Source organism: Burkholderia puraquae, from assembly GCF_002099195.1.
Lineage (GTDB): Bacteria > Pseudomonadota > Gammaproteobacteria > Burkholderiales > Burkholderiaceae > Burkholderia > Burkholderia puraquae.
The window spans coordinates 905,238-917,749 of record NZ_NBYX01000001.1; the positions used below are offsets into that span (position 1 = coordinate 905,238).

A 12,512-nucleotide genomic window follows, 5' to 3' on the forward strand; every position below is an offset into this window, starting at 1 on the left:
CCGCCGGCTTTTTGGTTGGAGAACCCATGCGAGCCATCATTCTTGCGGCAGGCCTCGGCTTGCGCCTGCAACAACCGCCCGAGGCGCAGTTCCCGAAGTGCCTGCTGCGCTTCGACGACGTGTCGCTGCTCGAGCGCCATCTGCGCGTACTCGATGCCGCGGGCGTCGACGAGATCGTGCTCGGGCTGGGCTTCCAGTCCGGGAAGGTCGAGCAGGAATTGAAGCGTCTCGGCCGCCAGGCCGAGATCGTGATCAACGACCGCTACGACCTCGGCAGCGTGCTGACCGTGCATACCGTCGCTGATGCGATGACGCGCGGCGGCGACGTGCTGCTGATGGACGCCGACGTGCTGTACGACGAGAACATCCTGCACGCGCTGGTGGCCGATTCCGACAAGACGGTCGATCGCCTGCTGATCGACCGCGACTTTGAAGCCGGCGACGAACCCGTCAAGCTGTGCCTGAAGAACGGCGTGCCGGTCGAGCTGCGCAAGCAGCTCGCGGTCGATCTCGACTACGACACGATCGGCGAATCGGTCGGCTTCTTCCGCTTCACCGAAGGCACCGCACGCCGCCTCGCGACGATTGTCGCGGGCTACGTCGACAGCGGCCGCGCGAACATGCCGCACGAGGAAGCCGTGCGCGACCTGCTGCTCGAAGGCGGCCATTCGTTCGACGTCGCCGACGTCACCGGCTCGCCGTGGATCGAGATCGACTTCCCGAACGACGTCGCCCGCGCCACGCAAGAAATCCTCCCCCTGATTCAACGCACCACCGCAGGAGCCGCACGATGAACGCACGCGAACCCAACTTCACCGAATCGCGCAGCGCGCGCCTGCGCCGCATGCTCGTCAGCAGCGACCTCGAATTCCTGATGGAAGCGCACAACGGCCTGTCCGCACGGATCGTCCGCGAAGCCGGCTTCAAGGGCATCTGGGCATCGGGCCTCGCGATCTCCGCGCAGTTCGGCGTGCGTGACAACAACGAAGCGAGCTGGACGCAGGTCGTCGACGTGCTCGAATTCATGGCCGACGCGAGCGACCTGCCGATCCTGCTCGACGGCGACACCGGCTACGGCAACTTCAACAACGTGCGCCGCCTCGTGAAGAAGCTCGAGCAGCGCGGCATCGCCGGCGTCTGTATCGAGGACAAGCAGTTCCCGAAGACCAACAGCTTCATCGGCGGCGAGCGCCAGCCGCTCGCGGAAATCGACGAGTTCTGCGGCAAGATCAAGGCCGGCAAGGATTCGCAGACCGATCCCGACTTCTCGATCGTCGCGCGCGTCGAGGCGCTGATCGCGGGCTGGGGGATGGACGAGGCGCTGCGCCGCGCGAACGCGTATGCGGAAGCCGGCGCCGACGCGATCCTGATCCACAGCAAGCTGTCGCGCCCGGACGAGATCCTGCAGTTCGCGCGTGAATGGAGCGGCAAGGCGCCGCTCGTGATCGTGCCGACCAAGTACTACAGCACGCCGACCGACGTGTTCCGCCAGGCCGGCATCAGCACCGTGATCTGGGCGAACCACCTGATCCGCGCATCGGCATCCGCGATGCAGGCGACCGCGCGCGAGATCCACGAGAGCGAAACGCTGATCAACGTCGAGGACCGCGTCGCATCGGTCAACGAGATCTTCCGCCTGCAGGACGCCGACGAATACTCGGCGGCCGAACGCATCTACCTGTCGTCGTCGTCGCGCGCGTCGAACGCCGCGATCGTGCTCGCCGCTAGCCGCGGCAAGGGCCTCGAAGCCGTGACCGAGGACAAGCCGAAGGTCATGCTGCCGGTCGCCGGCAAGCCGCTGCTGCGCTGGCTCGTCGACGGCTTCAAGACGCACGGCGTGAACGACATCACCGTGGTCGGCGGCTATCGCGCCGATGCGATCGACACGTCGGGCATCAAGCTCGTCGTCAACGAACGCCATGCGCAGACCGGCGAACTCGCATCGCTCGCATGCGCGGCCGAACGCCTGACCGGCGATACCGTGATCTCGTACGGCGACCTGCTGTTCCGCAGCTACATCGTGCGCGACCTCGCGGAGAGCGAGGCCGAGTTCAGCGTGGTGGTCGATTCGTCGCTCACGGAAACCAACCAGAGCGTGCGCGATTTCGCGCTCTGCTCGGCTGAAGACGATCGCGGCCTGTTCGGCCAGAAGACGTACCTGCAACGCGTATCGAGCGACGTCGCCGCAGGCACGCCGCACGGCCGCTGGATCGGCCTTCTGAACGTGCGCGGCGCCGGTGTCGATCGCCTGAAGGCGATGCTCGCGACGCTGCAGGCACGCCCCGACTTCGACACGCTCGACATCCCGTCGCTGCTCAACGAACTGATCGCCGCCGGCGAGAAGATCGAAGTGCAGTACGTGCACGGCCACTGGCGCGGCGTCAACGATCTCGAGGATTTCCGCCGCGCGGGCGACTTCGCGCACGGCCAGACGCCGCTGTCCGAACCGGGTGCCGGCAACGGGGGCGTGCAATGATCGAAGCGGCCCAGTTCGTCGAGGCCGCGCGCGAGCGCGGTTTCGACTGGTACGCGGGCGTGCCCTGCTCGTACCTGACGCCGTTCATCAATTACGTGCTGCAGGACCCGACGCTGAACTACGTGTCGGCCGCGAACGAAGGCGACGCGGTCGCGCTGATCGCGGGCGCGACGCTCGGCGGCAAGCGCGGCATTGCGATGATGCAGAACTCGGGGCTCGGCAACGCGGTGAGCCCGCTCACGTCGCTGACCTGGACGTTCCGCCTGCCGCAACTGCTGATCGTCACGTGGCGCGGCCAGCCGGGCGTGGCAGACGAGCCGCAGCACGCGCTGATGGGCCCGATCACGCCCGCGATGCTCGACACGATGGAGATTCCGTGGGAGACGTTCCCGACCGACCCCGAACAGGTCGGCCCGGCACTCGACCGCGCGATCGCGCACATGGACGCGACGGGCCGCCCGTACGCGCTCGTGATGCAGAAAGGCAGCGTCGCACCGTATGAGCTGAAGGCGAACCCGGCAGCGAAACCGCGCGCGCATGTCGCCGCGCAAGCGTCGTCGCGCGCCGCGTCGGCCGAAGCATGGCCGACCCGCCAGGACGCGCTGCAGCGCGTGATCGCGCACACGCCGGTCGATTCGACCGTCGTGCTCGCCTCGACCGGCTTCTGCGGCCGCGAGCTTTACGCGATCGACGATCGTCCGAACCAGCTGTACATGGTCGGCTCGATGGGCTGCGTGACGCCGCTCGCGCTCGGCCTCGCGCTCGCGCGCCCCGACCTGCGCGTCGTTGCAGTCGACGGCGACGGCGCCGCGCTGATGCGCATGGGCGTGTTCGCGACGCTCGGCACGTACGGCCCGGCGAACCTCACGCACGTGCTGCTCGACAACGGCGCGCACGAATCGACGGGCGGCCAGGCCACGGTGTCGCAGCATGTTTCGTTCGCGGGTGTTGCTGCCGCGTGCGGGTATGCGTCGGCGGTCGAAGGCGACACGCTCGACGTGCTCGATGCGACGCTTGCCGCGCCGGCCGAAGGTACACAGTTCGTGCGCCTGGCGATCCGCACCGGCGTGCCCGACGGCCTGCCCCGCCCGACCGTCACGCCGGTCGAGGTCAAGACCCGTCTGATGCGGCACATCGGCGCCGCGCAGACCGAAGCCCACGTTGAAGGAGCCCATTGATGCTGCTGCTGAACCCCGGCCCGGTCACGCTCACCGAACGCGTGCGCCGCAGCCTGCTGCAACCGGACCTGTGCCATCGCGAAAGCGAATTCTTCGATCTGCAGGATGAGGCGCGTGCGCGCCTCGTCGCCGCGTACGAGCTTGATCCGGCCGAGTGGGCGGCTGTGCTGATGACGGGGTCGGGCACGGCCGCTGTCGAGAGCATGATCGCGGCGCTCGTGCCGAAGGACGGCAAGCTGCTCGTGATCGAGAACGGCGTGTATGGCGAGCGGATTACGCAGATCGCGACGCAGTACGGGATCGCGCATGATGTGCTCAAGCATGAGTGGATGCAGGCGCCTGATCTCGCGCAGATCGGTGCACGGCTCGATGCGGGTGGGTACTCGCATGTCGCCGTGATTCATCATGAAACGACGACGGGCCGGCTGAATGATCTCGGCGCGATTGCCGAGGTCTGCCGTTCCCGCGGCGTGAAAATGCTCGTTGATGGCGTCAGCAGCTTCGGGGCGGAAGCGATCGATTTTGCCGGCGGTGATATCGATGCCGTGGCTGCCACCGCGAACAAGTGCCTGCACGGCGTGCCGGGCGCAGCGTTCGTGATCGTGCGCCGCAGCGCGCTCGCGAAGGCGGCGAGCCGTACTTACTACCTCGATCTCGGTCGTCTCGCGAAGCTGCAGGATCAGCGGAATACGCCGTTTACGCCTTCCGTACATGCGTATTACGCGCTGGTCGAGGCGCTGCGTGAGTTTGACGAGGCGGGCGGCTGGCGTGCGCGGCATGCGCATTACAAGGCGCTGGCTGATCAGGCGCAGGCCGGGCTGGCGGCGCGCGGGATGCCGCTGGTGCTGCCGGAAGGTGAATCGTCGGTTGTACTGCGTGCGTATCGATTGCCGCAAGGTGTGACGTACGAGACGCTGCATGATGGGCTGAAGGCGCGTGGCTTCGTGATCTACGCGGGGCAAGGCGGGTTGTCGAAGGAACTGTTCCGCATCTCGACGATGGGCGCGATCCAGGCGGCTGATGTCGATCGGTTGCTGGAGGGGTTTACGGCGCTGACACGGTAAGCAGCGCCTGTACCTTCGTCGACGAAAGGCCCGCAATGAACTGAACCCCAAGAGTTGGACATAGATCCGACCCTTGGGGTTTTTCATGTCGGGCCTTTTTTTTGGTTCATCTCTGGTTTTCGGGAGACGCGGCACATTTATCCGTGTTCGCCCACAAGCCAACCTCCGAGTGACCGTCTTCTCCATCGTGACCATGAGAATCCTTCGCTTCACTCCACTGCTGGCGCTCGCCGCCGCCCCCATCGTGCAGGCCGCCGACAATCAGGCTTGCGACGACGCGACCGTCGTTTCGGTCGCCCGCTGGGCCGGCATTACGAACGCCCGCCTCGCCGCGCGCGACACGAACCGGCTTGTCGTCGCGTCGGCGTGCAAGGTCATGCCGAATGCGCCCGAAACGACGATCGCGGCCGTCGCGTTCGATTCACTGCCGAAGAGCAAGAATCCCGACGAAAGCAAAAAGCTGCAGGTGATCGCGCTCGTCGAGGGCGGCAAGGTCGTGGCGGCCGAGCGGTCGGTGGTTCAGGAAGATGCCTTAACGGAGATCGGCGAAAACAGCTACCGCATCGACACGGCGCCCTACCGCTTGTCGCCCGACGTGCGCGCGTTCGGCGTCGTGTTTACCAGCAGAGCACGCGGGCCGAGCTGCGTGGACGCATACACCGAGAACGACCTGACGCTATGGATTCGCGACGGCGCCCGCCTCCGGCCGGTGTTCGGTACAAATCTCCATGGCTGGGTAGCCACCACCGGCACCGCATGCGGCCCCGATACCAGTGATCTGGAAAGTGAATCTGCACATATGACGATTGCCGTCGAAAAGACATCGCACAACGGCTTCGCGGATCTGTCGATTACAGCACACGTCGCTGACAACGAAGACTCAACCAAGGGAAAACGTACCGTGCGCACGATCGTCAAATACGACGGCAAGTCGTATGGAATCGATATGTTCCGCGACTTCTGGTATTCACCCGCCTCGAAGAAGCGCTTCAAGTAAGACCACGCGAATCACCGCCCCGCCCGCCTACTCCACCACCTTCGGCCCGATCGCATCGGTCGGCGCCGGCATCCGCAGCGCGTCGTCCCGTACTCGTTGCGCCTCACGCGCCGTATACCGATCCTTCAGCCGCAGGAACGGTTTTTCGACGAGGAAGTAGCTCGCGGTCGCGGCCATCAATGCCCAAACGATACCGAGCGGAAACCCATGCGGCACAGGCAGGCGCGGGTTCGCAAAAGGCTGCTGCCACAGATAGAGACTGAACGAGATCGTGCCGACGAACACGACCGGCCGCGTACGCAACCATCGCGCACACCAGAACTCGTTACGGAAATTCAGCACGACGATCACGATCGCGATCAGCGCGGCTTCGAGCGTCACGCCGTACGTCGCATTCCAGAAGCCACCGAGCCGATGTTCGGCGAGCGGCATGCCGATCAGCACGACAACGATGATCGCCGTCACGATGCGTGCCTCTCCGCGCCACGACCGAATCCACGCTTCGAGCCGTTCGCGGTTGAGCGACGCATAGCATCCGATCAGGATCGAATCGACGCCCGTGTGAAGCATCATCCCGAGTTGCCCGCGCAGCGCGGGCGCAACGAAATACGTGACGGCGCGCACGAGCGGCACGATCAGGATCAACGCGCCCAGCCAGCGCGTGCCGCCACGGCGCATCCCAGACACGAACAGCAGCGGCCAGAACCAGTAGAACTGTTCCTCGAGCGCGAGCGACCAGAAATGACCGAGATACCATGCGCCGTCCGGATGCAGCGCGTTGTCGCCGGTCAGCCCGAACCACGCCGAGTAATTCCACAGGTGGAGCGCCGCATACAGCCACTGCCGGCGGTCGACGTCGAACCAGCCGGCGAAGGCCGCGATCGCGACCGCCGCGAGATACACGTAGCAGGCCGGCCAGATCCGCAGCGCGCGGCGCACGTAGAACGACGTCAGCGCGATGCCGCCCGTGCGCGCGAATTCGGCGCGCAACACGTTGGTGATCAGGAAGCCGCTGAGGACGAAGAAGATCAGCACGCCGAGCCGGCCGTCGGCGATCAGCCGCAACGGCGCGTACCAGCCCGTATAGCCGCCGGGCAGCACGTGCTCGGCGTGCCCGATCACAACCATCGCGACCGCGACGGCGCGCAACCCGGTCAACTGCGTGACGCGATGGTTCATCGGCTGGTTTCCGTTGGCACGGTGGATGGGCAGCAGACCGGCGCCGCCGTTCCGGCACGCCGATATGTCGCCGGGATTTTGTATGAAAAATATCGGAATGAAATTGCTTCAAAAATCCCCGGGCCCGCACCGGCGGCTGCGCACGCCGCGACGACCCGACGCCCGGGGCGGCGAATGGGCATAATGACTAGCCTTGTCCGGCGGCGGCCGGTCCGATGCCAACACAACGAATTTTGCGGCGGCGCAATATCCGTGGTCCCCTGCCCGCACGCCGGCCCGTGCCTCGTCCGCCTCCTGTCGCCCCTTACCCGGAGCCTGCCTGTGTACCCACCGATCGAACCCTACGCCCACGGCCATCTCGACACCGGCGACGGCCACCGCATCTACTGGGAGCGCTGCGGCAACCCGGCCGGCAAGCCCGCCGTGTTCCTGCACGGCGGGCCCGGCGCGGGCTGCAGCCCCGACCATCGCCGCCTGTTCGATCCGGAGCGCTACGACATCCTGCTGTTCGACCAGCGTGGCTGCGGGCGCTCGACGCCGCATGCAAGCCTCGAGAACAACACGACGTGGCATCTGGTCGCCGATATCGAACGCCTGCGCGAGATGGTCGGCGCGGAAAAGTGGCTCGTGTTCGGCGGCTCGTGGGGCAGCGCGCTGTCGATCGCGTACGCGGAAACACACCCCGAGCGCGTGAGCGCACTGGTCGTGCGCGGCATCTTCACGATGCGTCGCGCGGAATTGCTGTGGTACTACCAGGAAGGCGCATCGTGGCTGTTCCCCGACCTGTGGGAAGACTTCCTTGCGCCGATTCCGGAAGCCGAGCGCGGCGACCTGATGGCCGCCTACCATCGCCGGCTGACCGGCAACGACGAAGCCGCGAAGCTCGAAGCCGCACGCGCATGGAGCATCTGGGAAGGCCGCACGATCACGCTGCTGCCCGACCCCAAACTCGCCGCGCACTTCGCGGATGGTCACTATGCCCTCGCGTTCGCGCGGATCGAGAACCACTACTTCGTGAACAAGGGTTTCGTCGAGGAAGGCCAACTGCTGCGCGACGCGCATCGCCTCGCCGGCATTCCGGGCGTGATCGTGCAGGGCCGCTATGACGTCGCGACGCCCGCACGAACCGCATGGGACTTGTCGAAGGCATGGCCGGACGCGACGTTCGAGATCGTGCCCGGTGCCGGGCATGCGTACAACGAGCCGGGGATCCTGGAAGCGCTGATCGCGGCAACGGACCGGTTCGCGGCTTAGTCAACGCGATGCAACGCGGTGCGTGCGGCCGTGCCTGCCGCACGCTCACGCGCCGCCCGATCAAAGCGCCGCTTCGACGATCGCCTTGCCGCTGATCGCCCGCTCGACGAGCTGTTCGTCGCCGACCTTGCGGATCGCGTCGTCGAGCAATCCTTCCGGCGCTTCGGTTGCCACCTTCAGCAAGCCCGACAGGCCGCGCGCATCGAGCACCACCAGCGTCTCCATCGAATCCGCGCGGCTCACGAGCACGCGGCGCCACGCCGGCCCCGCGCCGAAGCTCGCGCAGAGCGCAATCGTGTCGCTGCCGAGCGTGTAGTCGAAGTGCTTGATCATGATCCGCCGCCGTTGCAAGGGAATGGCGATGCGCGTCGGTGCGGCGCCGTGACGTCGACGCACCCGCGCGTGCCGCCGGTGCCCCGGATCGAGTCCGATCCATGCGCCGGCATGACCATGCTAGGCAGGCAGTATTAACGAAGACTTAAACCGCGATTCGCGCCGGCACGCGGGATGCGTTACGCCGCGTCGAGCGGCTCCACCGTCACGCCGACCTTCAGCTCCTGATCCGCGCCGCCGCCGCGGATCACGCCGCGCAGCGGCGTCACGTCCGCATAGTCGCGGCCGATCGACAGCATCACGTAGTCGTCGCCCGGCGCGCGATCGTTGGTCGGATCGAGCTGCAGCCAGCCGTTGTCCTCGGGCCACGCCGGGTCGTACACCTCGACCCACGCATGCGACGCGTCAGCGCCGATCAGCCGCGGCTGCCCGGGCGGCGGCTGCGTGAGCAGGTAGCCGCTCACGTAGCGCGCGGCCAGCCCGAGCGAGCGCAGCGCGCCGATCATCACGTGCGCGAAATCCTGGCACACGCCCTTGCGCAACCGCAGCGCATCGAGCGCCGACGTCGTGATGTCGGTGCTGTTCGGCGTATACGCAAAATCGGCATGCACGCGCCGCATCAGCTCCCACGCGGCCTGCACGAGCGGCCTTTGCGGCGTGAAGCTCGCGGCCGCATACGCGGCGAGCTCGGGATCGCAGGCGACATGCGGCGACGTGAACACGAATTCGCTCGCGGCGTCGTAAGGCTGCCCCGCGCGAAACCGCAAGCGGTCGCGCACGGCTTCCCATTCGGTCGCCTGCTTGGCATCGGGATGCGCGATGGCGGGCGGCGGCTCGCCGCGCGCGCCGCGCGACCACACGGGCGGCGTCACGCGTACCGTGCTGCGGCTGCGCACGAGCAGCGCGTCGTGCGGCTGGTTCAACGCGAACGATGCACGTGCGTTGCCGAATGCATCGATCTCGGTACCGATCGATTCCGGCACGGGATCGATGTCGAGCGCGAACGACAGCACCTGCTGGCGCGGCGTGACGAGCGGTTGCAGGCGTGCCTGGTGCTGCGCCGATTCGACGCGCGCCGCGTAACGGTATTCGGTGTCGTGCGTGACACGCAGCAACCGGCCCGGCGCAACGTCGGCCGGTGCGGCCGGTGCGGTCGGCGAGGCCGGCGCTGATGCCGGTGCCGATGCGTTCCGTGCATTCCCGGAACCGGGTGGCGCCTTCGCCGCGCCTTTCGTCGTCACCATAACGTCCTGCCCGCCTCGCGCACGTGGCTGAAATAGCGCTCGCCGATCCGGTTCGACAGTTCCCAGACCGCCTTCACCGTCGTGTCGAGCGCACCGAGCAGCTTCTCGTGCCGGCCGCCGTCGGCGGTCTCGCACAGCTCGTGCAGCGACCATGCGGGGACGTCGGGAATCGTCTCGGCCAGCTCGGACAGCGCGTAGCCTTCGCTGCGCTCGACCTTCGACATCCGGCCGCGCAGCGCCTGCACGACCCAGCCGAGCGAGCGCGGGTTGTCGGTATCGAGCACGACGAGCGACAGCAGCGGCGCGACATCGAAGCCGCGCTGGAACCGCGAACGGAACGTGATCGTGCTGTCGAACAGCTCCAGCACGAGCTCGAAGCCGTCCTGCCGGTGCACGGCGCCTTCGTCGAACGCGAACTTCAGTACGCTGCACAGGAAATCCAGCCGGTCGATCTGCCGGCCGATCGACAGCAACCGCCAGCCGTCGTCGCGCGTCATGTTGTCGGTCTGCGCGCCGGTGATCGCGCCGAGCAGCAGGCCGAGGCGCTCCAGCAGCTGCAGCGCCTCGTTGCCGATCTGCTCCTCGGCTTCCGGCTGGCCCGCGCTGTCCGCGAACAGTTGGGTTGCGTCGTCGATCAACCGCCACTGATCGCTCGACAGCCGTTCGCGGATCGCGGCGGCCGCGCCACGCATCCCGAACAGGCACGACGCGATGCCCGACGTGCGATCGGCGCCGCGCGTCAGCGACATCGCGAGCGTGTGCTGGAATACACGCGGCGCATCGACGGCGTTCGGCGCATCGGCCGCGATCAGGCCCGTGTCGCGGCACAGCGTGTCGATCAGCTCCAGGTGCGCGGGGCTGTCGACGTCGTCCTCGCCGCGCAGCCGTTCGAGCGCGGCGCGCGCGAGGCGCATCAGGTTGGTCGCGCGCTCGGTGTAACGGCCGAGCCAGAACAGGTTCTCGGCCGCGCGGCTCGCGATCGCGCGCGGGCGCTCGACGAGGTCGTCGGGGCCGAGGTGCGTCTGCAGCAGCGTCGTCGAATCGACGATGCCTTCGGTCATCACCCACGTATCCACGGTGCTGCCACCGCGCGGCATCGGCGCGTTGAACAACGTGTCGCGCGTACCGACCCGCGACAGCCCGCCCGGCAGGAGCCGCCAGCGCTGCGCGCCGTCGGCGAGCGCGAAGACGCGCATCAGCACCGGCTTCGGCACGATACGCGCGCTGCCGTTGCTGTCGGGCGCGTCGTGGCGCGGCCAGGTCGGCGCCTGCGACAGCGGCAGGTCGGCCTGCACCGTATAGTGCTCCGGCCGCGCGAGGATCCGCGCGCGCCACTCGGCCAGCTGCGCCTGCGTGAGACGCGCGCCGATCACCGGTTCGAACGAGCTGTCGGCCTGCACGTCGGGCGGATAGGATGCCTTGATAATGCCGCGCGCGAGCTGCGGCAGCGCATCGTCGCACGCGGCTGCCTCGCCGCACCACCACGAATGCACGGCCGGCAGTGTCAGCGTTTCGCCGAGCAGCCCTTCCGCGAGACGCGGCATGAAGCCGAGCATCGCCGGCGATTCGAGGAAGCCCGAGCCCGGCGCGTTCGCAAGCAGCACGTTGCCCGCGCGCACGGCTTGCAGCAGCCCCGGCACGCCGAGCATCGAATCGGGCCGCAATTCGAGCGGATCGAGCCACGCGTCGTCGACGCGCCGCAGGATGCCGTGCACGGGTTCGAGCCCGCGCAGCGTCTTCAGGAATACGCGGTTGTCGCGCGCGGTCAGGTCGCCGCCTTCGACAAGCGTGAGGCCGAGGTAGCGCGCGAGATACGCGTGCTCGAAATACGTCGCGCTGTGCGGCCCCGGCGTCAGCAGCACGATCCGCGAATTCTTGCGGGCCGGGCTGAGCGCCTGCATGCTCTGCAGCAGCGCGCGGTACGCGGACGCGAGCCGCTGCACGCGCAGCCCGCGAAACCCGCGCGGAAAGAGCCGCGACACGATCAGCCGGTTTTCGAGCAGGTAGCCGAGCCCGGCCGCGCCCTGCGTGTGCTGCGCGACGATCCGCCACTGCCCGTCCGGGCCGCGCGCGAGATCGAATGCGACGACGTGCAGCCAGGTATCGCCCGGCACGCGCGCGCCGCGCATCGCACGCAGGTAGCCGGGATGCCCGGTGACGAGCGCGGGCGGCAGCAGCCCGCGCTCGAGGATCGTCTGCGGCCCGTACAGGTCGGCCAGCGTCGCGTTGAGCAGCCGCACGCGCTGCAGCACGCCGCGCTCGATCGTGACCCAGTCCTCGGGCGTGACGATCAGCGGCAGCAGGTCGAGCGACCACGGGCCGGCTGCGCCGTCGCCGGCACGCTGCTCGTGCAGCTGGTAGAACAGGCCGTTCTCGCGCATGCGCCGGTGCAGCGCATCGGCGCGGCGATCGAGGTCGGCCACGCCGTCGCTGCCGATCGACGTGAAGAAGCTGCGCCACGCGGGCGCGAGCGCAGGTGCGTTCAGGCCGGCCGCGCTGCCGCGCAGTTCGTCGTAGCGGCCGGCAGACGCCGGCGCCGCGAGCGCGGCGGCCAGTTCGGCGGCGTCCGGCTGCGCGCCGGTATCGAAAAGCGTGGGCATCGCGTCGGAGGCGGCGAGATGATCGGTGTCAATGGGCGGCACGGTGTCGTTCCGTCGTCAGGGCGCGGCCGCGCACGCGCACCGCCACACGAGTGGCGGTGCGCGGCGTGCGGCCGCAATCTGCCCGCATCCTAGCATTCCGGCGGGGCCGCGACCGGCCTGTTTGCCCGGAGATCGCGAACCGCGC

10 protein-coding genes are annotated in these 12,512 nt (G+C 67.8%); 6 read left to right on the plus strand and 4 right to left on the minus strand.

The window, feature by feature from the left end; genetic code table 11:
- The first annotated feature begins 26 nt into the window (after positions 1-26).
- The 5 genes from B7G54_RS04040 to B7G54_RS04060 all read left to right on the plus strand — a co-directional run bounded on the left by B7G54_RS04040 (position 27) and on the right by B7G54_RS04060 (position 5,715).
- On the plus strand, positions 27-794 hold the full coding sequence (locus tag B7G54_RS04040; protein ID WP_085037850.1) for a phosphocholine cytidylyltransferase family protein: 768 nt from the start codon (positions 27-29) through the stop codon (positions 792-794).
- On the plus strand, positions 791-2,476 hold the full coding sequence (gene aepX / locus B7G54_RS04045; protein WP_085037851.1) for a phosphoenolpyruvate mutase: 1,686 nt from the start codon (positions 791-793) through the stop codon (positions 2,474-2,476). The genes B7G54_RS04040 and aepX overlap by 4 nt, the downstream gene beginning before the upstream one ends.
- A complete protein-coding gene (aepY, locus tag B7G54_RS04050; RefSeq protein WP_085037852.1) occupies positions 2,473-3,654 on the plus strand; it encodes a phosphonopyruvate decarboxylase in 1,182 nt (393 codons plus the stop codon). Before aepX ends, aepY begins: the two co-directional genes overlap by 4 nt.
- Positions 3,654-4,718, plus strand: coding sequence for a 2-aminoethylphosphonate aminotransferase (locus B7G54_RS04055; RefSeq protein WP_085037853.1), 1,065 nt, complete (start codon positions 3,654-3,656; stop codon positions 4,716-4,718). Before aepY ends, B7G54_RS04055 begins: the two co-directional genes overlap by 1 nt.
- A 193-nt stretch (positions 4,719-4,911) precedes the next feature.
- Entirely contained in the window at positions 4,912-5,715 is an 804-nt protein-coding gene (locus B7G54_RS04060; RefSeq protein WP_085037969.1) for a PA3715 family protein, read from the plus strand.
- 27 nt (positions 5,716-5,742) lie between these two features.
- On the opposite strand, the gene B7G54_RS04065 is transcribed toward B7G54_RS04060, so the two are convergent.
- On the minus strand, positions 5,743-6,894 hold the full coding sequence (locus tag B7G54_RS04065) for an acyltransferase family protein (protein ID WP_085037854.1): 1,152 nt from the start codon (positions 6,892-6,894) through the stop codon (positions 5,743-5,745).
- Positions 6,895-7,215: 321 nt separating this feature from the next.
- Between B7G54_RS04065 and pip the strand changes: the two genes are divergently transcribed.
- The gene (pip, locus tag B7G54_RS04070; RefSeq protein ID WP_085037855.1) at positions 7,216-8,148 is read left to right on the plus strand and encodes a prolyl aminopeptidase; all 933 of its coding nucleotides are present in this window, start codon (positions 7,216-7,218) and stop codon (positions 8,146-8,148) included.
- A gap of 60 nt (positions 8,149-8,208) precedes the next feature.
- On the opposite strand, the gene B7G54_RS04075 is transcribed toward pip, so the two are convergent.
- The 3 genes from B7G54_RS04075 to B7G54_RS04085 form a co-directional block, all read right to left on the minus strand.
- Positions 8,209-8,481 (minus strand): hypothetical protein, encoded by a 273-nt coding sequence (locus B7G54_RS04075; RefSeq protein ID WP_085037856.1) that lies wholly within the window; start codon positions 8,479-8,481, stop codon positions 8,209-8,211.
- A gap of 179 nt (positions 8,482-8,660) precedes the next feature.
- Entirely contained in the window at positions 8,661-9,725 is a 1,065-nt protein-coding gene (locus B7G54_RS04080; protein ID WP_085037857.1) for a transglutaminase family protein, read from the minus strand.
- On the minus strand, positions 9,719-12,325 hold the full coding sequence (locus B7G54_RS04085) for a circularly permuted type 2 ATP-grasp protein (protein ID WP_085037858.1): 2,607 nt from the start codon (positions 12,323-12,325) through the stop codon (positions 9,719-9,721). The genes B7G54_RS04080 and B7G54_RS04085 overlap by 7 nt, the downstream gene beginning before the upstream one ends.
- Between the last annotated feature and the right edge of the window lie 187 nt (positions 12,326-12,512).

Excerpts from the sequence above, each read along its gene's own strand:
- B7G54_RS04085 (WP_085037858.1), bottom strand. The coding sequence starts at position 12,325 with ATGCCCACGCTTTTCGATACCGGCGCGCAGCCGGACGCCGCCGAACTG.
- B7G54_RS04065 (WP_085037854.1), bottom strand. The coding sequence starts at position 6,894 with ATGAACCATCGCGTCACGCAGTTGACCGGGTTGCGCGCCGTCGCGGTC.
- aepX (WP_085037851.1), top strand. The coding sequence starts at position 791 with ATGAACGCACGCGAACCCAACTTCACCGAATCGCGCAGCGCGCGCCTG.
- B7G54_RS04060 (WP_085037969.1), top strand. The coding sequence starts at position 4,912 with ATGAGAATCCTTCGCTTCACTCCACTGCTGGCGCTCGCCGCCGCCCCC.
- B7G54_RS04040 (WP_085037850.1), top strand. The coding sequence starts at position 27 with ATGCGAGCCATCATTCTTGCGGCAGGCCTCGGCTTGCGCCTGCAACAA.
- B7G54_RS04080 (WP_085037857.1), bottom strand. The coding sequence starts at position 9,725 with ATGGTGACGACGAAAGGCGCGGCGAAGGCGCCACCCGGTTCCGGGAAT.
- aepY (WP_085037852.1), top strand. The coding sequence starts at position 2,473 with ATGATCGAAGCGGCCCAGTTCGTCGAGGCCGCGCGCGAGCGCGGTTTC.
- B7G54_RS04055 (WP_085037853.1), top strand. The coding sequence starts at position 3,654 with ATGCTGCTGCTGAACCCCGGCCCGGTCACGCTCACCGAACGCGTGCGC.
- B7G54_RS04075 (WP_085037856.1), bottom strand. The coding sequence starts at position 8,481 with ATGATCAAGCACTTCGACTACACGCTCGGCAGCGACACGATTGCGCTC.